Genomic DNA, 23,345 nt, shown 5'->3' with positions numbered 1-23,345 from the left:
TATCTATTATTAATCAAAATAATAAATAAGAGTGAAAATTTTATGGACTTGCAATCAAAATCTCGATCACTTATTGTTTTCTACTCAGACTAATATGCCGCATTATGGTATGCAGAATGACGTTAACTTGATCTTTTAAAAAAAGCTATCAACAATAAGGTCATGAGGAACATGATCTAAGAGGTAAATAATGTACAATAATGAAGCGATACTTTCACAGGATGTGCCACATTCTTTAACTACTAAAAAACAATTATTCCTCGCTTCTGTTATTTGCATACTTGCTGCGATGTTTTACATGTATGAGTATACTTTGCAAGTATCTCCTGCGGTTATGACTAACGAATTAATGCGCGACTTAGGTCTTAATGCGGCCAGTTTAGGCGCCATGGCAGCTTTTTACTACTATTCTTACACGCCCATGCAATTACCTGCCGGCCTGCTCTTCGATCGCTTTGGTCCGCGCCGTTTAATAACCTTAGCTATTTTAGTATGCGCTCTAGGAGCATTTTTTTTTGGCATTACACCCAACGCAGTAATGGCTTCGTTCGGCAGGTTCTTAATGGGCATAGGCTCTTCTTTTTCATTTATAGGTGCTTTGCTGCTCGTTTCGCGTTGGTTCCCTCCCCAATATTTTGCTTTATTGACAGGCCTCGTTCAGTTAATGAGTTCTGTAGGAGCAATTGCTGGTCAAGTTCCTTTAGTTAGCGCTATTAATCATTGGGGTTGGCGATCAACTATTATCTCCCTAGCTGCCGTAGGCTGCTTATTAGCTTTACTGGTATGGACGGTGGTGCGAGATAGTCCGGAAGCTGTTTCAAAAGGGCATAAATTTCAACCGCCTCCTGAAAAAAGTGAATTAAAACGACTCCGGCAAGTCTGTAGTAATAAGCAGACTTGGTTAATTGCTTTGTATTCCTTTGCTATTTGGGCACCTGTTACTGCCTTTGCTGCATTGTGGGGTATACCTTTTCTAGTAGCTAGTTATGGCATTACTACAAAAGCCGCTTCTATGGCAAGCGCAATGATTTGGCTCGGTATTGGCTTGGGGAGTCCTTTAGCTGGTTGGTTCTCTGACAAAATTAATTCGCGATCAAAACCGCTCAGCTTTTCTGCATTATTAGGGATAATTAGTCTTACTATTGTTATATATTGCCCTCCTTTACCTTTACCTTGGCTATATCTCATTTTATTTATTTTTGGTTTAGCAGCATCAGGGCAATCATTAGCCTTTGGGGTTGTCAAAGATAATAATACTTCTTGTGTAGTCGGCACTGCTATAGGTTTTAATAATATGGCCGTTGTCGCAGGAGGAGCTCTATTTCAACCATTGATTGGAGTTTTACTTTACGTGAACTGGGGAGGCATCATACATAATGGCGCTCCATTTTATGGTATAGTAGACTATCAGAAAGCGCTTTTTGTATTACCTTTATGTTATATCCTTGCGTTTTTTGTAAGTCATTTTTTGCTTCGAGAAACTTATTGTAAACCACAATATTCCAATGAAATTGCTAGTGGTATTTGAGTTCTTTATTAGCATTGCTACTTTAATCCAAGCTTATGTCTGAAAATAATAATAACAACTTATCGTCGCTTTCTTTAGCAAAGCAAAAACCTACTTTGCTCGCCGCTATTATCTGTATTCTTGCTTCTTGTTTTTACATGTACGAATTCATATTGCAAGTCTCACCGGCAGTAATGACAAATGAATTAATTAATGACTTAGGACTCAATGCTATTAGTTTGGGCACAATGGCCGCTTTTTATTACTACTCTTATACTCCCATGCAACTTCCCGCAGGGTTTTTATTTGATCGGTTTGGCCCTCGACGCTTATTAACTATAGCCGTTCTTACCTGCGCAATGGGTGCGTTCTTGTTTGGCTCAACCAGCAATGTGGCCACTGCTTCTGCGGGCCGATTTATGATGGGAACGGGTTCAGCTTTTGCATTTATAGGAACTTTAGTTCTGATTTCCCGCTGGTTTCCTTCTCGATACTTTGCTTTCTTAACAGGTTTAGTCGAATTAATGAGCTGTGTAGGAGCTATTGTAGGCGAAACACCATTAACCATTGCCGTAGGTCATTGGGGCTGGCGACAAACTATCACCATCTTAGGTATTATAGGTGTAGTTTTGGCCCTATTAATCTGGTTGATAGTACGAGATAGTCCCGAAGTTGTCTCAAAAGGACATAAGTTTCAACGTACTTCAAAAAAAAGCATACTCCAAAGCTTTCATCAAGTTGCTGCAAATAACCAAACATGGTTTATAGCGCTGTATTCATTTATGGTATGGGCACCTATTACTGCTTTTGCAGCATTATGGGGCGTCCCCTTTCTCGTTGTCGCCTACGGTATCAGCACTAAAGCAGCTTCTGCTGCCTGCACTATGATTTGGTTAGCTATTGGAATAGGCTGCCCGTTATTAGGTTGGTGGTCAGATAAGGTTAACTTACGTGGTATGCCTTTAAAGTTTGCTGCGAGCTTAGGTATCATTGGATTAATACCGGTTATTTATGTCCCACACCTTCCCTTATTTTGGCTTTATATTTGTTTATTCTTATTTGGCCTTGCCGCTTCGGGACAGTCACTCGCGTTCGGAGTAGTTAAAGATAATAATCACTCTAGTGTAGCGGGGACCGCTATGGGTATTAATAACATGGCTACCGTGGCTGGCGGAGCTTTATTTCAGCCGGTGATTGGTATATTTTTACATTTTAACTGGAATGGAAGCTACCATAATGGTAGTCCCTTTTATAGCGTCGAAGATTACCGAAAGGCTTTTATCATTTTACCTTTTTGCTACCTAATAGCCTTGTTAATTGGAAAATTCCTAATACGGGAAACCCACTGCCAGCAACAAGTCGATGTCCAGGAGTAAAAGTAGTCCCCGCTGGTTAAAGCAGCATTTTAGCGATCCTTATGTAAAACGTGCTCAAAAGGAAGGATTACGCTCTCGCTCAGCTTATAAACTGTTGGAGATTCAAGAGAAAACCAAACTGATAAAGCCTGGGATGACTATCGTTGATCTTGGGGCGGCTCCTGGAGGGTGGTCACAATTAGCTTCTGGAATAGTAGGAAGTACGGGAAAGGTCTATGCCTTGGATATTCTACCAATGGAAGCTTTGAGCGATGTGGAATTTCTCCAAGGAGACTTTCGAGAAGAATCTGTTATGCAACAATTCTTACAGCGTGTACAATTAAAATCTATCGATCTTGTAATTTCTGATATGGCCCCCAACTTTAGTGGAGTGCGCAGTGTTGACCAACCTAGATCCATTTATCTAGCTGAATTAGCCTTAGATTTCGCTCGGAAAGTTTTAAAACCTAAGGGTTGCTTTATAGTAAAAACCTTTCAAGGAGAAGGATTTGAAGTTTTTCTAAAAGACTTAAGAAGCTTGTTTGCAAAGGTTACTATTCGAAAGCCTTCCGCTTCCAGAGGAAGTTCTGCAGAGGTTTATTTAGTGGCTATAGGTTATCATAAGGGAAAATAGTTTATTATTAATTTAGTCCTCTTTTTGGGATAGAAGCACTGAAAAAGAGCTTAAAATAATCGAAACCCCGAAAATTTAGTATATAATGCCCTCTTTGTGAGAAATGCGAGGTAGTCTAGCTTGAACGACATGCTGAAAAATCTTTTTTTATGGCTAATTATTGCTGTCATACTTATCTCGGTATTTAATAATCTCGAGCCTCGTAACAACGGCGGCGAACGCTTAACGTATTCTGAATTTTTGAAAGACGTTCAGCAAGGAAATGTCCAGTCCGTAACCATACAGAGTAACCAAGTTATAAAAGGACAGTTAAATGGTGACAAATCTTTCACCAGTTATATGCCTATTCCTGATCAGTATTTACTCCCTGAGTTGTTGAAAAAAAATGTCGATGTAAAAGGAGAACCTCCGCAACAGGAAAGTTTCTTGATGCGTATTTTTATTAATTGGTTCCCCATGCTATTACTCATCGGAGTATGGATATTTTTTATGCGCCAAATGGGCGGCGCTGGCGGAAAAGGTGCTTTATCTTTTGGACGTAGCCGTGCTCGCTTATTAGGGGAAGATCAGGTTAAGGTTACTTTTGCTGATGTAGCCGGTGCTGAAGAAGCAAAAGAAGAAGTCAGTGAATTAGTTGAATTTTTAAAAGACCCCGCTAAATTTCAGAAATTGGGCGGAAAAATTCCACGTGGCGTTTTATTGATGGGCCCTCCTGGAACTGGTAAGACACTTTTAGCTCGTGCTGTCGCAGGCGAAGCAAAAGTTCCTTTCTTCACAATCTCCGGATCCGATTTTGTTGAGATGTTTGTCGGTGTAGGGGCATCTCGTGTAAGGGATATGTTTGAGCAAGCTAAAAAACAAGCTCCGTGCATCATTTTTATTGATGAAATAGATGCCGTCGGTCGTCATCGTGGTGCTGGTTTAGGTGGCGGACATGACGAGCGCGAACAAACTTTAAATCAATTACTCGTTGAAATGGACGGCTTTGAAGGCAATGAAGGGGTTATTGTTATGGCCGCTACTAATCGGCCCGATGTTTTAGATCCTGCCTTATTGCGGCCCGGCCGTTTTGACCGACAAGTGATTGTAGGCCTTCCTGACATCCGTGGTAGAGAACAAATTCTAAAAGTTCACCTGAGAAAAGTTCCTTATGGAAAAGATGTTAAACCAGTGATTATAGCCAGAGGTACACCTGGCTTCTCTGGTGCAGATTTAGCTAATCTAGTCAATGAAGCTGCTCTATTTGCAGCACGCGAGAATAAATCCACCGTTGATATGGTTGACTTAGAAAAAGCCAAAGATAAAGTCATGATGGGAAGCGAAAGACGTTCCATGGTAATGAATGAAAAAGAGAAAAAATTAACGGCTTATCATGAAGCCGGACATGCGATTGTAGGGCGTTTAGTCCCTGACCATGATCCTGTTTATAAAGTGACTATCATTCCACGTGGTAAAGCGTTGGGAGTCACTATGTTCTTGCCGGAAGAAGATCGTTATAGCTATACCAAACAACGTTTAGAGAGCCAGATTGCCAGTTTATTTGGCGGACGTATTGCCGAGTATCTCATTTTCGGCCCAGAGCAAATCACAACAGGCGCATCAAACGATATACAACGCGCCACTGAAATTGCTCGAAACATGATAACTAAATGGGGTCTATCCGAACGTCTTGGTCCTATAACTTACAATCAAGAAAATGAAGAAGTGTTTTTAGGTCACCAAATAGCTAAAAATAATAAATTTTCTGACGACACAGCTCAATTAATTGATGAAGAAAGTCGTAATATTATTGATCGTAATTACAAACTTGCTGAAACATTACTACAAGAGAACATTGAAAAATTACATTTCATGGCAGAAGCGCTGATCAAATATGAAACCATTGACTCCAATCAAATAAATGACATCATGGAAGGAAAGCCCCCTAGAGAGCCTAAAGACTGGAGCAATGGAAATAAAAAAGATACCCACTCTTCTTCTGAAGAAAAAGACACAACTATAACTGATGGCGATCCAGCAACAGATAGTCTGTAATTAATCGAATTATTCTTGGATTCATCATGACAAAAACCCGCAAATATTTTGGGACAGATGGTATTCGCGGAAAAGTAGGTGAAAGTCCCATTACACCAGAATTTGTACTAAAACTAGGTTGGGCTGTAGGGAAAGTTTTAGCTAATGGGCAAAATAAGGTTTTGATTGGTAAGGATACCCGTATTTCTGGTTATATGCTCGAATCTGCCTTAGAAGCAGGTTTATCCGCTGCAGGAGTTGATGTCCATCTCCTAGGCCCTATTCCAACACCTGCTATTGCTTTTTTAACCTCTGACTTGGGCGCACAAGCTGGAATCGTCATCAGTGCATCACACAATCCTTATTATGATAATGGAATTAAATTTTTTTCTCATGATGGGACTAAATTAGCTGATGAGCTTGAATTACAAATTGAATCCCATCTTACACAATCTATTCACACCGTTGATTCTGCTAAATTAGGAAAAGCTATTCGAGTAGAAGACGCTAAAACCCGTTATGTTAATTTTTGCAAATCAACGATTCCAAAATCTTTTCAATTAAAGAGTTTAAAAATCGTTTCTCGATTGTGCGAACGGTGCTACTTATCATATTGCTCCTTCATTATTCTCTGAATTAGGTGCAGAATTAACTGTGCTAGGTGCAAAACCAAACGGTTTAAATATTAACAAAGACTGTGGATCAACTCATTTAGAGCATTTGCAAAAAACTGTTTTATCGAAAAAAGCAGATTTAGGTATTGCATTCGATGGTGATGGTGATCGAGTATTAATGGTAGATAACTTGGGTGAAATGGTTGATGGTGATGAATTACTATTTCTATTAGCCCAACATGGTGTAAAACAAGGTTACGTTAAAGGTGGCATTGTAGGCACTGCTATGAGTAATCTCGGTTTGGAACTAGCCATAAAAAAATTAGGCCTGGATTTTATTCGTACCTCGGTGGGCGATAGATACGTTAATGAAGCATTACAAATTAAAAATTGGCAGTTAGGTGGAGAATCTTCTGGACATATTATTTCTCGTCGTGTAACTAAAACTGGAGATGGAATTATTATTGCATTACAGGTGCTAGAAGCTATTCAATCATCGGGCTTGTCCTTACATCTTGCTAAAAACGCGATGAAAAAATTTCCTCAACTATTAGTCAACATCCCTGCTGAAAATCCTTTAACTACGATGAACGACCCTAGCATAAAAAAAGCTGTGCAAGAAGCAGAGTCTCTATTAAAAGATCGTGGTCGTATATTATTACGCGCCTCAGGCACCGAATCGGTAGTTCGCGTCATGGTCGAAGGCAGCGACTTATCTGAAGTACAAACTGTCGCGAATAAATTGGCTAAAATAGTTGAAAAAGCTAGCGTGTAGCTATCGTTCATACTTGGTGTTTATTCATCGATAAACAAATAGCTTGCTGTGAATTAACCAATTGAGCAGGTTAGTTATTCGACAGTGACAGATTTTGCTAGATTGCGTGGCTGATCAACATCTGTCCCTTTTAAAATCGCTACATGATAAGCTAAAAGTTGCAATGGAATTGCAAAAATTATCGGACTAATCATATCCCTTGCTTTTGGCAGCAGAATGCACTTGCTATCATTCTCATTAGCCTCTAATTCTTCTTGCGCAAATAAAATAAGTTGACCATTACGCGCACGCACTTCCTGAATATTTGATTTAAGTTTTTCTAGCAAGGAATTGGATGGCACTAAAACGACTACTGGCATATTACTATCGACTAAAGCAAGTGGTCCATGTTTTAACTCACCGGCTGGATAAGCTTCGGCTTGGATATAAGAAATCTCCTTAAGTTTCAATGCCCCTTCTAATGCTACTGGAAAATGAATTCCTCGAGCAATAAATAAGGCATGCTCTTTATCGACAAATAATTTAGCCAATTTTTTTATTGCCGGATCTAATTTTAATGTTTGTTCTAAAAGTTTAGGTAAACTTCTTAATTCGGACAAGCAAGCCGTTTCCTGTTTTTCATCCCAGGTATGGGACAAACCTAAAAAAGAGGTTAACAGCAATAAAACCGTTAACTGTGTGGTAAACGCTTTAGTCGATGCCACACCAATTTCCGGACCTGCTCGCGTTAATAATACAAAATCAGATTCTCGCACCATAGTACTTCCAGGAACATTGCAGATCGTTAATGTGGCTGCATAGTTTTCAGTTTTAGCTTGCCTTAATGCTTCCAAAGTATCTGCTGTTTCTCCCGATTGAGACAAAGCAATAAATAAAGTATCTGGCTGAATAATATGGGGGCGATATCGAAACTCACTAGCAACATCTACCTGACAAGGAAGACCAACCCATCGCTCTACCCATTGTGCTGCGATCAAGCCGGCATGGTAGCTAGTACCACAAGCTACTATTTGTATGTATTTAATTTTCGAAAACCGTTGTATAGAATTAACACCAAAAATTTCATCCCAAACTTCTGATTGGTTCACGAGACGACCTTCAAGCGCAGCATTAACAGCATTGGGTTGCTCAAAGATCTCCTTTTCCATGAAGTGTCGATACTTACCTTTACTCGCCACCTCTTGTGGCAGATCGATGGTATGTTTAGAGCGATGTACCTTTTTCACATTATTATCATAGATGCTGACTTTATCAGCGGTAATCTCAGCAATATCACCTTCTTGCAAATAAATAAATTGCTGAGTAACTTGAAGCAACGCTAAATGATCTGAAGCAATAAAATTTTCACCTTGACCTAAACCCACCATTAAAGGACTGCCTTTACGAACGGCTATTAAAGATTTTGGTTCATTCTGATAGAGAAAAACAATCGCAAAAGCACCTTCTAGACGTACTACTGTTTTCTGTACGGCTGCTAAAAAATTATTATTTTTTTTCAGCTCTTGATTTAATAAATGTGCAATAATTTCGGTATCGGTTTCCGATTCAAAAGAATAACCCGCTTTTATCAGTTCTTGTCTTAAAGACAAATAATTTTCAACAATACCATTATGAACTATAGCGATATTGGAACCTGAAATGTGCGGGTGAGCATTAGATTCACTAGGTTTCCCATGAGTTGCCCAACGTGTGTGAGCAATACCAATATTACCTGATAAAGCTTGGGGCATTATTGCCTTCTCAAGCGCTGCAACTTTACCCACCGTGCGCCGGCGCTGTAAATGTTGCTTTAAATCCAATATGGCGATTCCTGCAGAATCATAACCACGATACTCAAGACGCTTCAAACCTTCAATAAGAATTGGAACTATATTACGCTGTGCTATGCCCGCTACTATTCCACACATATTTATATACCTGTTTATACTCTTCGCAGATTTACTAGGGTTGGATATTTATTATACTCGCGGCAATTGGATTTTTTGAAGTGGGCCACGTACTAATCAACCGAGTGTATTATAGGATACATAGGATTGCGAGTTGTTGAGCGGCACGGCAACAAACAAAAGCTTAGGTGCGAAGGATATAGATTAACAGGGATTTTAAGTGATGAATATCGGTACAATACTAAAACAAATAAATAAAGGGATTACTCACTGCTTCTTTCCTTATAATTGTATTTTATGCAACGACAAAGCCAATAGAGAACTTGATTTATGTATTGAATGCGAAAAATCTTTGCCTTGGTTAAAAAATGTCTGTTTTTATTGTGCCACCCCTTTAGTTTTTACAAACCAATCTGCTTGCGGTGCTTGCCTAAAAAAACCCTTACCTTTTCATAAGCTATGCGTTCCTTTTTCTTACACAGAAATAATAAAAAAATTAATTACTGGCCTTAAGTTCCAGCAACGATTAATTTATGCACATATTTTAGGCACTTTGTTAGCTGAAAAAATCACCTCGGAATACCAAGCTGAAAAACTACCCGATATAATAATTCCAGTACCTTTACACAAAAGTAGACTGTATGAGCGAGGATTTAATCAAGCAATAGAACTAGCTCGTCCCATTTCTAAAAAATTAAATATACCGATTGAATATAAACGATGCAAAAGATTAGTGAACACCGTTGCCCAAACTAAGTTGCCAGCAAATCAGCGCGCAAATAATGTCAAACGTGCGTTTGTCGCACATCAGAATCTTGCTTATCAACATATAGCGCTACTCGATGACGTAATGACCACTGGTCATACGCTCATCGAGATGAGTCGCGCTTTATACGATGTGGGTGTAAAAAGAATAGATGTATGGTGTTGTGCCCGGACTTACTTAGACGGGAATTAAACCTACTTTCTATTATATACGGTACTAAATCTCTTAATACTGCTCTTCACGTTGCTCACGGCCACGATGGTAACCACCACCATTGCCACCACCTGAACCGCCCATGCCGCCACTACGTCCGCCGCCGCCGCCGGTACGACGTCCGCCGCCGCCGCCGCCAGCACCACCACCGGTACGACGTCCACCACCAGCGCCGCCGCCGGAGCTAGAATCAGGTGGATTAGCTTCAGAAACGGTAATAGTACGTCTTTCATGGATACTACCATGTAAAGCTTCTATAGCTTCTTTCGCTTCTTCAGGTGTGGACATTTCAACAAAACCAAAGCCCTTGCTACGGCCACTGTGGAAGTCTCGAATAACTTTAACAAAGTTTACTGTCCCAAAAGGGGTAAAAAGCTCTCTTAGTCCATCGTCATCGACGCTATAGCTTAAACCACCCACATACAATCTTTTATTCACGCAAAACCTCCAAAAGGCTAAAAAAGGCCACACCCAGGATATTAGTCGTTTGCACGCTAACTAATCCGGCTATGGCAGAGATAAACTAAACGCAATCATAGTAACACAGGACAATCCTCTAGGGTATATAGGATGGTAAAGTTGGTTAAAGATCCTCAAACCACCTCTTCCTAAACCTGCGGTATAAACTTGATTTCAATGTTAAACGATTTACTACGGTCCTCATTTACTTAAATAAACTCCGGTCCTTGCAAATCGTTCGCCTCGAACTCAAGCCCATAACTGGGTTTTAGCAAATGGTCTATTCTAAAAAGCTACGTAACATCCATGCATTTTTTTCATGGACTTCCATTCGGTCAGAAAGTAAGTCTACGGACACTTGATCGTCAGCTCCTTCGGTCTCTGGTAACAGTTCACGCGCTAAACGAACCATGACTTCCTGATCATGCACCAGCTGGCTAATCATATCTTTAGCCTTAATTGTGCGTGTACCCACTGCTTCTTTGATTTTGCTTAATTTTGCGAAATCAGCATAGCTGGCTGGCACAGGAAACCCTAATGCCCGAACACGTTCAGCGATGGTATCTCCTGCATTCCATAAATCGATATATTGTGCTTCAAATACACTATGTAACGGTTGGAACATAGGCCCCACAACATTCCAATGGAAATTATGTGTTTTTAAATATAAAACATAATTATTTGCTAATAATTTAATCAATCCATCAGCAACTTTCTTTCTCTTGGCTTCAGTCAATCCACCATTAAGTATTTCTTTCATGAAACCTCCAAAATTAAAAAATTATATTTTTAGACTACTATTTTTAAACCCGATGCATCCATGCAATATAATAAATGACGAGGAATAACTTATAAAAGCTATTCTGCTATATCATCATTATCTTCATCCTCATCATCATCCTCATCGGTTACTAGATTATTGTTTTCACGAATTAAATAATTTCTACGTTGTAAATAAGCATTGCGTTGGAATACGTAGGGGTCGAAAGAAGCTTGCTTAATCGCCTGATCGAAATCCAACAATTGGGCCCTAGCATTAATGAAACTCCCCCATGTTAAACCATTTCGCCAGGGGACATCATTTATATAAGGATAAATAGAAAAAACACCATAATCCATCCCCCAAGAAATGGTATCTCGTATAGTTCGCGGACCTAAAATAGGGACGACTAGATAAGCTGAAGAGCTATAACCCCATTTAGCTAAAGTAAGACCAAAGTCCTGATGATGATCAGGTAATCCAATTCGAGTAGCCACATCAATAAATCCTGCAACCCCTATCGTACTATTTATCAATAAACGCCAAGTATCAGAGGTTGCATCATAAAATTCCCCCTGCAGTAAATCATTAATAATCGTAGGAACTTGCTCTAAATTACTAAAAAAGTTACCGATACCTTTCGTTACAGGCCACGGCAAAATAGTTTTATAAACGGTAGCAACGGGTTTAAAAAAAATTTTATCTAAAGTCTGATTAAGCTTAAATGCGTGCCGATTATAATTTTCATAAGGATCGTTATTTAAATCACTATCTGAATTTATTGCAAAAACCGGGTATACCGTTAATAACAATAAGCAAAATCCTAATAATCTACTATGCATTCACGATGCCTCATTGTAATTTGTAATTCTAATTTAAACTTTCGCTCTCACTTAAATATTTTTCAGCATCCAGTGCTGCCATGCACCCTGTACCAGCAGATGTAATTGCTTGACGGTAAACAGAATCCATTACATCACCCGAAGCAAAGACACCCTTTACACTAGTTTCAGTTGCAAAACCCTTATTTCCTCCTTTCACTAAAATATAGTTATTTTCCATATCCAATTGATTTTTGAATATCTCAGTATTGGGTGTATGGCCAATAGCAATAAAAACACCTTGGACTTCTAATTGACTGAGGGTCTTTGTTTTATTATTGATAAGTTTTATGCCATTGACGCCTTTTTCATCTCCTAAAATGCTATCCACTTCAGTGTCTAGTGCCAAAGATATCTTTCCAGTTTTCACCTTTACCATTAATTTATCCAATAGAATTTTTTCAGGTCGAAAAAACTCACTTCCTCTATAAATTAGAAAAACATGATCGGCAATATTTGCCATGTATAAGGCTTCTTCTACAGCGGTGTTACCACCACCGACCACAGCTACTTTTTGACCTTTATAAAAAAAACCATCACAAGTAGCACACGCCGAAACTCCTTTACCCATAAACTCTTTTTCAGAAGGCAAGCCTAAATACTTAGCTGACGCGCCAGTAGCAATGATCAAAGCATCACAATGATAAATCTCATCATCACCTTTTAGGATAAAAGAAGGTAATCTTTCTCGAGTACGCTTATCTATTAGTTCAACTTTATTTATATGATCAAAAATAATTTTACTTTTAAATCGCTCAACATGCTTCTGCATACGTTCCATCAGAACTGGTCCTTTTAACCCTTCTATATCACCTGGCCAATTATCCACATCGGTAGTGGTCATTAATTGGCCGCCTTTTTGTAAGCCCGTAATGATAACTGGATCAAGATTTGCCCTCGCCGCATAAAGGGCAGCGGTATACCCTGCCGGCCCGGAGCCTAAAATAAGAAGTCGATGATTTTGAGCCATACTCATAATATTCACTTAAGGGTAAAAACCCAGATAAGAAAAAAATTGTTATAATTAAAATTGTTAACAAAGTATAACAAAGAACGCTATAAATAGTATCTATACCCCATAAGTATACTCACAGCAATGGGGTTTTGAGGAGTAGACACCATGTTGTGAAGCCAACTTCGTTAATTAACATATGAAGATTGTGAATTGAGCGGCAACATGGATAAAAATTCAAGTGCGAAGAGTATATTTCAAAAAGACTGTATGATTATGTATGTAGCTTACTAAGGAGCCCCTTTGAAAAGAACCCGAACTGAAGAATTTTTGCAATTAAGTCTCAAGCAACGCTTATTAGAAGGTCTACTCATCGTTAGCGGTGCTCTTGCCCTTTTTTTATTTTTAGCCCTGTGGACTTACCATCCTGCACTACATGTCAAAGCCTCAATTAACATAGCAGGCCGCTGGGGAGATCAACTTGCTCATTTCTTTTTTAATAGCTTTGGTTCTTTAGCTTATTTATTCCCCGCATTACTGGTGTATGGGGGATGGCAATGTTTTAAAGGTCGTTTTTCCAGTTTATCTTTTAGTTATTCTTTCTTAATTTTACGTCTTTTAGGTTTTATCACTATTTTTATTGCAGCTTGTGGGCTGGCAACATTGCATAGTACACACACCACGCACGGTTATACTCCAGGAGGACAATTAGGAAATATTGTAACAAAAAGTTTTATTGTTCAATTCAATGTAGTCGGCAGCACATTATTTCTATTAGCCCTTTTATTAGCCAGTACTACACTGGCAACAGGTTTTTCTTGGTTAAATATTATCGATAAAATAAGCAATTATATAGTAGGAATGCCCGCAAAAATTACTGAAAAAATAAAAAAGCTAATTATGTATGGCATGAAAATAAGGGCTTCTGAAAAAATTAAACCCCATGTAAGCACTCAGAATAAATCGGATATACTCAATACTACTAACAGCAAACTTTCACCTCAATTTAATTCCATAATAAATTCACCTTTAACTAACACGGAAGTTGCTCATCATAATCCACTTTCTATTAAACCTTACTCTTCGCCTACAACCATAGTTTCGATTAAAAAAACTGTTACTGGATCTTCTCTTCCATCGTTAACTCTATTAGACCCGGCTGAAAAATTAAGTAAAGAAGGTTACACACGGGATGAATTAGAACAGCTATCACGTAATGTTGAACTGCGATTAAAAGACTTTGGTATACAGGTACAAGTGGTAGCTGTGCATCCAGGGCCTGTGGTCACCCGCTTTGAAATGCAACCAGCCGCTGGAATTAAAGTAAGCCGCATCACAGGACTCGCCAAAGATTTAGCTCGTTCATTATCCGTGATTAGTGTACGTATTGTGGAGGTTATTCCTGGGAAGTCCGTCATTGGATTGGAGGTCCCTAACAAACATCGCGAAATTGTCAGGCTTAGCGAAGTACTAAGTTCAACTGCTTATCAGCATGCACGCTCACCACTTTCGCTCGCTCTAGGTAAAGATATAGCCGGCCATCCTGTCATCGTTGATCTAGGTAAAATGCCACATCTGCTTGTTGCAGGAACAACAGGTTCCGGAAAATCAGTCGGTCTCAATGCCATGTTATTAAGCATCTTATATAAGGCCACACCTCAACAAGTTAGACTGATTATGATAGACCCAAAAATGTTAGAGCTAGCTATTTATGAAGGTATTCCACATCTTTTAGCTCCGGTTGTCACCGATATGAAAGAAGCTGCGAATGCCTTACGCTGGTGCGTCGCAGAAATGGAACGCCGTTATAAATTGATGGCGCATTTAGGCGTACGAAATTTAGCAGGACATAACCAAAAAATACAAGAAGCAAATGATAAAGGGCAACCACTCAATGATCCTTTCTGGAAACCAGAACAAGGAGGCAAAGCAGAAGCTTTAGAACATCTTCCCTATATTATTGTATTAATCGATGAGTTTGCCGACATGATGATGGTGGTTGGCAAGAAAGTTGAAGAATTAATTGCCAGGATTGCACAAAAAGCTAGGGCTGCGGGCATACATTTGATTTTAGCGACTCAAAGACCCTCTGTAGATGTTATCACTGGCTTAATCAAAGCAAATATCCCCACACGTATTTCGTTTCAGGTCTCATCAAAAATTGATTCTCGTACTATTCTTGATCAACAAGGTGCTGACCAATTGTTGGGTCATGGTGATATGTTGTATTTAGCTCCAGGGACAGGTGTTCCTATTCGGGTTCATGGTGCTTTCGTAGCTGATCAAGAAGTTCACCAAGTAGTCAATGCCTTAAAAAAATCTGCCGCGCCGGAATATATGCTTGATCTTACTCAAGCCAATCTTAACGAAGGTGGAGATCTAGATTTTTTAGATAACAGCTGCGGTGAAAAAGATGTGTTGTATGATCAAGCCGTACAAATTGTTATAGAAACTCGCCGTGCTTCTATTTCTAGTATCCAGCGGCGACTTAAAATCGGCTATAACCGTGCTGCACGGTTAATGGAGGATATGGAGAAAGCCGGTTTAGTTAGTGCCATGGAAAGCAATGGAAATCGTGACATTCTTATACCCGACAGATTAAATGAGTAAACTTATTTTCCACTTTTATATGCACGTCATGATTGCATTGATTAGAGTATCTCTCTCATCAAATTAGTGCTCTGTTCTCAAAATATTATTTGAACCTTTCAGAAAATTCTACATTTCTAATCAATAACTTTTAAGATTCAATAAATTGTTCAAATAAAGCAATTTTTTATAAAAATTTAAATCAGAAAATTATTTATTATAAAAAATATTTTACAAATTTTTTTAATACTTAGACAATTAAAAAATAATTCGGTATTATTTCTAATATTAAATTAATTAATTTCAAATAAGTTTTTTAAAAAAACTGAAGCTTAGAAATAAAAATAAAAAGCTGTTAATTAAAAATAATAATTTTCGGCTTCTTGAAAAAGAAAAATAACTTGGCACATTGTACGGGGGAAATGCTTTAATTATAATAAACCCACCGTACAATTTTTTATTTTCTACTAAAAGAATTGTCAAATTAAACCCATTTTTTTTATTTCATCTTTTTCGGCACGTAATTCATTTAGAGTCAATTTAATTTTTTCCTGTCCAAATGGATTGTGCTGAATACCATTCACTATACTAAACTGGCCATTATCAACGCGGCTAGGAAAAGAAAATATTAACCCTTTATCAACTCCATATTGACCCATCGAGCAGGCAGCAACCGAAAAAAAATCATCTTTTTTTGTGTCATGTGTTAAATGATAGATACTCCCTACTACTGCATTAGCGGCCGAAGCAGCAGAGGATGCTCCCCTAGCTTTGATAACTGCAGCGCCGCGTGTCTGCACTATTGGGATAAAGTCATTTTCTAGCCAATTTTTATCAGAAATCATTTCAACAGCTGGCCTATTCGCGATTTTAGCATTATAAAAATCAGGATACTGTGTTGACGAATGATTCCCCCAAATTGCCATTTGCGTCACTTCATCAACAGAAACCGCGGCTTTTTTAGCCAATTGCGCACGCGCTCGATTTTCATCTAATAAAGTCATAGCAAAAAAACGATCTTTGGGGATATCTGGAGCATGGTGCATAGCGATCAAACAATTGGTATTACAAGGATTTCCTACCACAAACACTTTTACATCGGCAGCGGCATGGGCATTGATTGCCTTTCCTTGCGGAGCAAATATACCCCCATTTATTTTTAAAAGGTCTGCACGCTCCATCCCTTCTTTACGCGGCATAGAACCGACTAAAATTGCCCAATTAATATCCTTCATTGACTCATTCAATTGACTGGTACAAACAATATTTTTTAATAAAGGAAAAGCACAATCATCGAGCTCCATAGCCGTTCCATGTAACACCGGAAGGCTCTTTTCTAATTCTAATAAGTGAAGTATGACAGGCTGATCTAGACCAAACATTTGACCTGATGCGATACGAAACAATAAAGCATAGCCTATTTGGCCAGCGGCTCCGGTAATGGCTATTTTAATCGGTTTTTTATTCATATTTAGATTCCTATAAATAGTGTTAATTTTTTATGATCACTTTAGATAATCCAACCAATGATGTCGTCTATCAGCTATAGCTAAAAAATCAGTTATCTGCAGAGAAGATGATCTATTATATTGCAATTCTTGACCGGTATTATCGATGACCATACCTCCCGCCTCATTAAGTATGCATTGTCCTGCTGCTGTATCCCATTCAAACGTTGGTGAAAAACGTGGGTACATATCGGCTAAACCTTCAGCCACCCAACAAAATTTTAAAGCGCTTCCACAATGTAATAAATTTAATCGAGAAAATTGAGTTAAAAAATTTTTTAACTCCTCCATGCCATGTCGACGGCTAATTACCGCGGTGATCGGCTGCCCTTCTTCCCAAACTCGGCTAAGTATGACTTTTGGCTGAGCTTGGCCTATTTGTTTATAAGCTCCTTGTCCTTTCCTAGCAAAATAACAAATATTCGCGGATGGAACAAACACAACCCCCAAACTTGGCTTATGTTGCTCGATTAAAGCAATATTAATAGTAAATTCGCCATTTTTTTCTAAAAATTCTTTCGTTCCATCCAAGGGATCAATTAACCAATACTTTTCCCAACACCGGCGCTTTTGAAAAGAAGCAGCTACTGACTCTTCGGAAATAATTGGTAAATCAGGGATTAATTGGCTTAAGCCTTGACAAATACAATCATGAGAGGCTAAATCTGCAACAGTTATTGGGGATTTATCTGTTTTATATTCAACAGTAAAATTACTTTGATAAATTTTCAGAACTTGCTTTCCGGCTTGTTTAGCAAGACTAACTACATCATTAAGCAAAGAATTCATAGCTTGGCAGTATACCTCTGTAGGCATACTCACAGCAATTGAGTTTTTAGCAAGTGCCGCATCCATGCAGAATTGTGGCATACCCAATCTATATGAGGGTCGCGAGTTGAGCGGCAACACAGACAATATCAAGTGCGAAGAGTAGTATTAAAATGAAATATTCAACTAATTATTTTGCGATAGTCCCAGCCGCGGGGGTAGGTAATCGTATGCAAATAGATTTACCTAAACAATATATATCTATTAATGGAAAAAAAATACTTGAATACTCACTATCCACTTTACTGAACGATTCAAGATTTAAAAAATGTGTTGTGGTCATCAATAAAAAGGACAAACATTGGTCAGATCTTCAATTTAGTTCTCCTCATTTGCTCACGGCATTGGGGGGAGAAGAACGTTGTCATTCGGTATTTAATGGTTTGTTGGCCTTAAAAACCTTTGCAAAAAAAAATGATTGGATATTGGTACATGATGCAGCGCGGCCACTTTTGCATCAAAGCGATATTGATAAGCTTGTTATGCATTTAGATAACCATCCTGTGGGTGGCCTTTTGGGGAATCCAATAAAGAGTACTATTAAACACATTAATAATCAGCAGTTTGAAACTTTAGATAGAAAAAAATTATGGGAAGCGGTAACACCACAAATGTTTCGATATCATTGGCTGGTTAACGCACTTGGTTCAGCTATTAAAAAAAATCAATTTACTACGGATGAAGCCAATGCGATTGAGTTATTTGGTCAACAACCGAAAATGATAGAAGGGCGTACAGATAATATTAAAGTAACGGATAAAAATGATCTGAACTTACTTAATTATTACTTGTCTATTCGACCTGACCTTAATCATTCTTAAGTTTTTAGATTCACGGCCGTTGAATTTTTTGGCACGTGCCGCGTCCATGCAGCAATTTTCAGCATGAGGATTTACCAATTGAGCGGCAACACAGGCAGAGTATGGGATTTTTTCAATAAGTTATTTACATAAAGCGTATAATCTAACTGACCAAAACTTTTAGCTATTTCTTCAAGGTAATGATCCTGACTCGTATCATTTACTTTGGATCGGTATTTTTCATCATGAACTGCGATTAATCTGATCAATGCATAATCTCCATTTTCCAGACTAAAACCTTTCATCGATAACAAATTAGAAATATTCTTATTTGGTGGAGTTAACGCAAATGCGGTGCTTACTATATCATTATTTAATTTACTATCATATCGGTTTACTTGCTGAGCAAACTTCCATTTTAAATTTCTGCCATCAAGATTTGCAGGAATAGCACCAGTTTTTTCTGAGTTTTTAAGTAAATTTTCGCCAAATTTCTGCGCTTCAGAAATAGCCATTTGTTTATTCAAAATCTCTTTAATCTTTTCTCGCACCGCATTAAAAGGCTGTATCCCCGCAGGCTGATACTTTTTGATTCGCAAAACAATAGCGGTACTCGGATTAATATTAATCACTGAGCTATTATTTCCTTGCAAAACATCCTGACTAAATGTAGCGGCAATTATTTTTGGATTTTTACTCAATCCTTCTTCTCCGCCAGCCTTACCAAAAAAAGCTGTGGAGCGTATCGCTAAACCCAATTTCTTTGCTGCGATGGCCAAGGAATCAGAGTGAATGTAAGTTAAATTAGCTAATATATCTCTATTTTCCAGAAATTCTTTTTCATCTTCAAAGGAAAGCTGAATATATTCAATCCTAGCTTGTTCTGGCTGGCTAAAATTTTGTTTATTTTGCAGATAATAAGCAAAGATTTTCGAATCCGGTGGCGTAAATTGCTGATGAAGAAACCTTGAGTGAGGAATAATAAGGTAAGCAAAATCTCTGTTTTGATGAATATATTTTACATAATTATTGAGATCCTGAGGTAAAGCAAATGCGCTTTGTGTTATTCCTTGCTGCACCTGATTAATCAGCAGTGTTTTTTTTATGTCCGTTAGAAACTGAAGCTTAGTATAATTTAGAGCCTGTAGTACCGTGTAAAATTTTTCAACAGAAAAACGACCATTGGATTGAAATGCTGGAATTTGCAATAAAACCGAGTCGATTAGGGTCTGACTAATGCGGTATTTGGATTGTAAAGCCGCTTGAACTAAAACTTGTGTTGTTTTCCATTCCTGCAAAGTTTGTTCTCTCAATTGCTTGATCATTTCTTCATTATTAGAAAAATTTTTTCCCAAACTATCTCGCGCTTGTTGATACACACGTTGATAAGCCTTATCGAAATCGCTTTGGATTAATGTTTGACCGGCGATCTTAGCTACGACCTTATTATTTCCTCCCGTATTAAGCTCTAAATAGCCATGGATCCCCCAGAGAGCAAAAACGATAATTAATAATCCGATTACTGTACTGGTTATCCAGCCTTGAGTTCTATCACGAATGGACTGCAACATATTAAGGAAACTTTAGTTATCAATGTAAAAGCGCTTTAAACAAATAATACTATTTAATTCTATAAGAATATTTTATTAGTTTGACTTTAATCTACGTTTACAATTTATAAAATTCTAGAGAACTGGCGGAGTGGACGGGACTCGAACCCGCGACCCCCGGCGTGACAGGCCGGTATTCTAACCAACTGAACTACCACTCCCGCAATATGTATGGTGGGTGCTGTAGGGATCGAACCTACGACCCTCGCCTTGTAAGGGCGATGCTCTACCAACTGAGCTAAGCACCCTGTCGAAAGGGACGTCATTCTAAACTTATTTACGCGATATTGCTACTCTTTTTGCACGGCGTCTTTTAATGCCTTTCCTGATTTAAAAGCTACCGCATTACTTGCTTTTATTTGTATGGATTCTCCTGATTTTGGATTGCGTCCTGTACGTGCTTTACGATGACGAACACAAAGCGTACCAAAGCCAACCAAGCTAACATCTTCTCCCTTACATAAAGCTTTTGTAATGGATTCTAGAATTTTTTCTAAAGTCTTTCCGGCAACGTTTTTTGGAACTTGTGCTGCTTCCACAATAACATCAACTAAATCTGATTTATTCATATACCCTCACAACGGTAGAAATTAAGGCTCACACCTTTAAATTAAATTTTAAGCGTCTTGCTATAGATTATAAGTGGAACTGTTTATATCAATAGCACGAATCCTCTGTCAAGGGAATAAAAGATATGCTAGCGAGTATTTGTTGTAGGATTAATTTTGGCTTGATTTTTTTTAGCGATTAATTTGATAGGTACAGTCAATTTTTTTTCACGTTTTTTCCTGGCTTTGGGTTTCACTGAATTTTTTTCTGAATGTTGTAGAGCAATACCCAGAACTTGATCTATCCAACGAACAGGATGAATAATTAAACCTTCTTGAATATTTTTTGGAATTTCCTTAAGATCTCGTTTGTTTTCTTCAGGGATAATAACTTCACGTATTCCCCCACGATGGGCTGCAAGTAATTTTTCTTTTAGACCACCAATCGGCAAAACTTCACCGCGTAAAGTTATTTCTCCTGTCATCGCGACATCAGCTCGTACAGGTACTTTAGTAATCGCAGAAACCAATGCAGTACACATGCCAATCCCAGCACTAGGCCCATCTTTAGGTGTCGCTCCTTCAGGAACATGCACATGGATATCCTTTTTTTCATAAAAATGAATAGGAATGCCTAAGACTTCAGCGCGACTTCGAACGACAGTTAATGCGGCTTGAATAGACTCCTGCATCACTTCGCCCAAATGGCCCGTATAACTTGTTTTACCTTTTCCAGGTACAACCGCAGCCTCGATAGTTAATAAATCACCGCCAACCTCTGTCCATGCCAAGCCACTTACTTGTCCAACTTGGTCATGCTGCTCAACTAACCCATAACGATAACGTCTAACACCAAGATATTTTTCTAAATTATGAGTGGTAACGGTAACTGACTTTAAGTTAGGTTTACGCGCTATTTCTGTAACCACCTTTCGACAAATTTTAGCAATTTCGCGCTCCAGACTACGAACCCCTGCTTCGCGTGTATAATAACGAATGGTGTCCTGCAGTGCGGTTTCTGCCAAAACTAATTCTTTATTTTTTGCACTAATTTTTAAGCCGTTCTGACTCAGTTGTTTAGGCAATAAATGCTGTTTAGCAATATTAATCTTTTCATCCTCGGTATAGCCAGGTATACGAATGACCTCCATACGATCCAATAAAGCTGGCGGAATATTCAAGGTATTTGCGGTTGCAATAAACAAAACTTCAGATAAGTCATAACTTACTTCTAGATAATGATCATCGAAAGCATGGTTTTGCTCGGGATCTAATACTTCAAGCAATGCCGCTGCTGGGTCACCTCTAAAGTCCATCGCCATTTTATCAATTTCATCAAGCATAAATAGAGGATTCTTGACCCCAACTTTAGCCATTTTTTGCATAATTCGACCCGGCATGGATCCAATATACGTACGCCGGTGTCCTCTAATTTCCGCTTCATCACGCACGCCACCCAAAGACATGCGTACAAATTCACGTCCTATAGCTTCTGCAATGGATTGTCCTAAGGAAGTTTTACCCACACCAGGTGGTCCTACCAAACACAAAATAGGGCCCTTTAATTTTTTAACGCGCTGATGAACCGCTAAAAACTCAATAATTCGTTCTTTGACTTTCTCTAAACCATAATGTGCTTCTTGTAATACTTTTTGTGCTTTATCTAAATCGTAACGAACTTTACTCCGTTTATTCCAAGGAAGGGATAAAACCCAATCTAAATAATTTCGACTCACCGTCGCTTCAGCGGCCATAGGCGACATGGACTTTAATTTATTTAGTTCAGAAATTGATTTATCCTTCACCTCTTTAGGCATTTTTGCTTTTTCAATCCGTTTTGCGAGATCATCAAGTTCATTCGTAACGCCTTGAGATTCACCCAATTCCTTTTGAATCGCTTTAACCTGCTCATTTAAATAATATTCGCGCTGGCTTCTTTCCATCTGCTTTTTAACGCGCCCACGAATTCGCTTTTGTATTTGCAATAAATCAATTTCACTTTCGAGAAAAGCTAACAAGCGTTCTAGACGTTTTTTTAATGGAAAAATCTCTAGTATCTCTTGTTTCTCTTGAATTCTAAGCGTCAAATGTGCTGCGATCATATCAGCCAACCGACCTGGATTATCAATACTCGATAAAGTGCTTAAAATCTCTAACGGAATTTTTTTATTTAATTTAACGTATTGCTCGAATTGACTCAGAATGGTTCGTGTCAAAACCTCGATCTCTTGATCAGGCTCAACAGGGGGTATACCTACGACTTCAATTTCTGCAGCAATGTAATCTTTTTCTTGGAAAAATTGTTTAACTTTACCTCGTTGAGAACCTTCAACCAGCACTTTAACAGTGCCATCTTTCAGCTCTAACAATTGTAAAATGGTAGCTATTGTTCCAACTTGATAAAAACCCTCAATAGTAGGGCTATCTTCAGCTGGATTTTTTTGTGCAATGAGTAAAACCTTTTTCTCTGCACTAGATCCCCCCATAGCAGCTTCCAAAGCTTTAATTGATTGCTTCCTACCTACAAATAGTGGTATCACCATATGAGGATAAACGACAACATCCCGTAAAGGGAGCAGCGGAAGCTTCTCAGAAAGTTTAGAAGTAGTTGCCCCGCCGCCAATTAGTTGCTTTGCCATAAATTCAA

At 38.5% G+C, this 23,345-nt stretch carries 17 protein-coding genes, 2 tRNA genes and 1 pseudogene; 8 read left to right on the top strand and 12 right to left on the bottom strand.

The genetic code is table 11. The features are described 5' to 3' along the window. The first annotated feature begins 190 nt into the window (after positions 1-190). The 5 genes and pseudogenes from AAHF87_RS05950 (at position 191) to glmM (ending at position 6,898) form a co-directional block, all read left to right on the top strand. Entirely contained in the window at positions 191-1,528 is a 1,338-nt protein-coding gene (locus AAHF87_RS05950; protein WP_342147594.1) for an MFS transporter, read from the top strand. Between the two features lie 35 nt (positions 1,529-1,563). Further along, positions 1,564-2,883, top strand: a complete 1,320-nt coding sequence (locus AAHF87_RS05945) for an MFS transporter (RefSeq protein ID WP_342147593.1) — start codon at positions 1,564-1,566, stop codon at positions 2,881-2,883. Next, a complete protein-coding gene (gene rlmE, locus AAHF87_RS05940; RefSeq protein ID WP_342147592.1) occupies positions 2,870-3,496 on the top strand; it encodes a 23S rRNA (uridine(2552)-2'-O)-methyltransferase RlmE in 627 nt (208 codons plus the stop codon). The genes AAHF87_RS05945 and rlmE overlap by 14 nt, the downstream gene beginning before the upstream one ends. Positions 3,497-3,625: 129 nt before the next feature. Continuing rightward, complete coding sequence (gene ftsH, locus AAHF87_RS05935) at positions 3,626-5,530, top strand: ATP-dependent zinc metalloprotease FtsH (protein ID WP_425288001.1); 1,905 nt, start codon at positions 3,626-3,628, stop codon at positions 5,528-5,530. A gap of 26 nt (positions 5,531-5,556) precedes the next feature. After that, positions 5,557-6,898, top strand: a pseudogene (gene glmM, locus AAHF87_RS05930) (phosphoglucosamine mutase). Between the two features lie 74 nt (positions 6,899-6,972). Here the strand turns inward: glmM and glmS are convergent. Beyond that, a complete protein-coding gene (gene glmS, locus AAHF87_RS05925; protein WP_342147590.1) occupies positions 6,973-8,805 on the bottom strand; it encodes a glutamine--fructose-6-phosphate transaminase (isomerizing) in 1,833 nt (610 codons plus the stop codon). 202 nt (positions 8,806-9,007) lie between these two features. Here glmS and AAHF87_RS05920 point away from each other — a divergent pair, with 202 nt between their 5' ends. Further along, positions 9,008-9,742: a ComF family protein gene (locus AAHF87_RS05920; protein ID WP_342147589.1), complete on the top strand. Its 735-nt coding sequence runs from the start codon at positions 9,008-9,010 to the stop codon at positions 9,740-9,742. Between the two features lie 33 nt (positions 9,743-9,775). Here the strand turns inward: AAHF87_RS05920 and AAHF87_RS05915 are convergent, their stop codons facing one another. The 4 genes from AAHF87_RS05915 to trxB all read right to left on the bottom strand — a co-directional run bounded on the left by AAHF87_RS05915 (position 9,776) and on the right by trxB (position 12,839). Further along, positions 9,776-10,201: an RNA-binding protein gene (locus AAHF87_RS05915; RefSeq protein WP_342147588.1), complete on the bottom strand. Its 426-nt coding sequence runs from the start codon at positions 10,199-10,201 to the stop codon at positions 9,776-9,778. A 301-nt stretch (positions 10,202-10,502) separates the two neighbouring features. Continuing rightward, positions 10,503-10,982, bottom strand: a complete 480-nt coding sequence (locus AAHF87_RS05910) for a Dps family protein (protein WP_342147587.1) — start codon at positions 10,980-10,982, stop codon at positions 10,503-10,505. Positions 10,983-11,080: 98 nt separating this feature from the next. Further along, positions 11,081-11,824 (bottom strand): VacJ family lipoprotein, encoded by a 744-nt coding sequence (locus AAHF87_RS05905; protein WP_342147586.1) that lies wholly within the window; start codon positions 11,822-11,824, stop codon positions 11,081-11,083. A gap of 28 nt (positions 11,825-11,852) precedes the next feature. After that, positions 11,853-12,839, bottom strand: a complete 987-nt coding sequence (gene trxB, locus AAHF87_RS05900) for a thioredoxin-disulfide reductase (protein ID WP_342147884.1) — start codon at positions 12,837-12,839, stop codon at positions 11,853-11,855. Between the two features lie 279 nt (positions 12,840-13,118). Here trxB and AAHF87_RS05895 point away from each other — a divergent pair, with 279 nt between their 5' ends. Continuing rightward, positions 13,119-15,425, top strand: coding sequence for an FtsK/SpoIIIE family DNA translocase (locus AAHF87_RS05895; RefSeq protein ID WP_342147585.1), 2,307 nt, complete (start codon positions 13,119-13,121; stop codon positions 15,423-15,425). Between the two features lie 458 nt (positions 15,426-15,883). Here the strand turns inward: AAHF87_RS05895 and AAHF87_RS05890 are convergent, their stop codons facing one another. Together AAHF87_RS05890 and cysQ are read right to left on the bottom strand one after the other, a co-directional pair. After that, a complete protein-coding gene (locus AAHF87_RS05890; RefSeq protein ID WP_342147584.1) occupies positions 15,884-16,873 on the bottom strand; it encodes a malate dehydrogenase in 990 nt (329 codons plus the stop codon). A gap of 36 nt (positions 16,874-16,909) precedes the next feature. After that, positions 16,910-17,782: a 3'(2'),5'-bisphosphate nucleotidase CysQ gene (cysQ, locus tag AAHF87_RS05885; protein ID WP_342147583.1), complete on the bottom strand. Its 873-nt coding sequence runs from the start codon at positions 17,780-17,782 to the stop codon at positions 16,910-16,912. A 71-nt stretch (positions 17,783-17,853) separates the two neighbouring features. Here cysQ and ispD point away from each other — a divergent pair, with 71 nt between their 5' ends. Continuing rightward, positions 17,854-18,561, top strand: a complete 708-nt coding sequence (ispD, locus tag AAHF87_RS05880; protein ID WP_342147582.1) for a 2-C-methyl-D-erythritol 4-phosphate cytidylyltransferase — start codon at positions 17,854-17,856, stop codon at positions 18,559-18,561. 71 nt (positions 18,562-18,632) lie between these two features. On the opposite strand, the gene AAHF87_RS05875 is transcribed toward ispD, so the two are convergent. The 5 genes from AAHF87_RS05875 to lon all read right to left on the bottom strand — a co-directional run bounded on the left by AAHF87_RS05875 (position 18,633) and on the right by lon (position 23,337). Then, positions 18,633-20,111, bottom strand: coding sequence for a SurA N-terminal domain-containing protein (locus tag AAHF87_RS05875; protein WP_342147581.1), 1,479 nt, complete (start codon positions 20,109-20,111; stop codon positions 18,633-18,635). A 123-nt stretch (positions 20,112-20,234) separates the two neighbouring features. Next, positions 20,235-20,311: transfer RNA gene (locus AAHF87_RS05870), tRNA-Asp, on the bottom strand. An 11-nt stretch (positions 20,312-20,322) separates the two neighbouring features. Beyond that, a tRNA-Val gene (locus AAHF87_RS05865) sits at positions 20,323-20,398 on the bottom strand. Positions 20,399-20,440: 42 nt separating this feature from the next. Continuing rightward, a complete protein-coding gene (locus AAHF87_RS05860) occupies positions 20,441-20,719 on the bottom strand; it encodes an HU family DNA-binding protein (protein ID WP_342147580.1) in 279 nt (92 codons plus the stop codon). A gap of 128 nt (positions 20,720-20,847) precedes the next feature. Further along, on the bottom strand, positions 20,848-23,337 hold the full coding sequence (lon, locus tag AAHF87_RS05855; protein WP_342147579.1) for an endopeptidase La: 2,490 nt from the start codon (positions 23,335-23,337) through the stop codon (positions 20,848-20,850). Positions 23,338-23,345 lie beyond the last annotated feature (8 nt).

It is taken from the genome of Rickettsiella endosymbiont of Aleochara curtula (genome assembly GCF_964030935.1).
GTDB lineage: Bacteria > Pseudomonadota > Gammaproteobacteria > Diplorickettsiales > Diplorickettsiaceae > Aquirickettsiella.
This window is presented reverse-complemented; position numbering and strand designations above follow the sequence as displayed.

What these genes read in the sequence shown, in the direction of transcription:
- AAHF87_RS05950 (WP_342147594.1), top strand. Translation starts at nt 191, where the DNA reads ATGTACAATAATGAAGCGATACTTTCACAGGATGTGCCACATTCTTTA.
- AAHF87_RS05945 (WP_342147593.1), top strand. Translation starts at nt 1,564, where the DNA reads ATGTCTGAAAATAATAATAACAACTTATCGTCGCTTTCTTTAGCAAAG.
- rlmE (WP_342147592.1), top strand. Translation starts at nt 2,870, where the DNA reads ATGTCCAGGAGTAAAAGTAGTCCCCGCTGGTTAAAGCAGCATTTTAGC.
- ftsH (WP_425288001.1), top strand. Translation starts at nt 3,626, where the DNA reads ATGCTGAAAAATCTTTTTTTATGGCTAATTATTGCTGTCATACTTATC.
- glmS (WP_342147590.1), bottom strand. Translation starts at nt 8,805, where the DNA reads ATGTGTGGAATAGTAGCGGGCATAGCACAGCGTAATATAGTTCCAATT.
- AAHF87_RS05920 (WP_342147589.1), top strand. Translation starts at nt 9,008, where the DNA reads ATGAATATCGGTACAATACTAAAACAAATAAATAAAGGGATTACTCAC.
- AAHF87_RS05910 (WP_342147587.1), bottom strand. Translation starts at nt 10,982, where the DNA reads ATGAAAGAAATACTTAATGGTGGATTGACTGAAGCCAAGAGAAAGAAA.
- AAHF87_RS05905 (WP_342147586.1), bottom strand. Translation starts at nt 11,824, where the DNA reads ATGCATAGTAGATTATTAGGATTTTGCTTATTGTTATTAACGGTATAC.
- trxB (WP_342147884.1), bottom strand. Translation starts at nt 12,839, where the DNA reads ATGAGTATGGCTCAAAATCATCGACTTCTTATTTTAGGCTCCGGGCCG.
- AAHF87_RS05890 (WP_342147584.1), bottom strand. Translation starts at nt 16,873, where the DNA reads ATGAATAAAAAACCGATTAAAATAGCCATTACCGGAGCCGCTGGCCAA.
- cysQ (WP_342147583.1), bottom strand. Translation starts at nt 17,782, where the DNA reads ATGCCACAATTCTGCATGGATGCGGCACTTGCTAAAAACTCAATTGCT.
- ispD (WP_342147582.1), top strand. Translation starts at nt 17,854, where the DNA reads ATGAAATATTCAACTAATTATTTTGCGATAGTCCCAGCCGCGGGGGTA.
- AAHF87_RS05875 (WP_342147581.1), bottom strand. Translation starts at nt 20,111, where the DNA reads ATGTTGCAGTCCATTCGTGATAGAACTCAAGGCTGGATAACCAGTACA.
- AAHF87_RS05860 (WP_342147580.1), bottom strand. Translation starts at nt 20,719, where the DNA reads ATGAATAAATCAGATTTAGTTGATGTTATTGTGGAAGCAGCACAAGTT.
- lon (WP_342147579.1), bottom strand. Translation starts at nt 23,337, where the DNA reads ATGGCAAAGCAACTAATTGGCGGCGGGGCAACTACTTCTAAACTTTCT.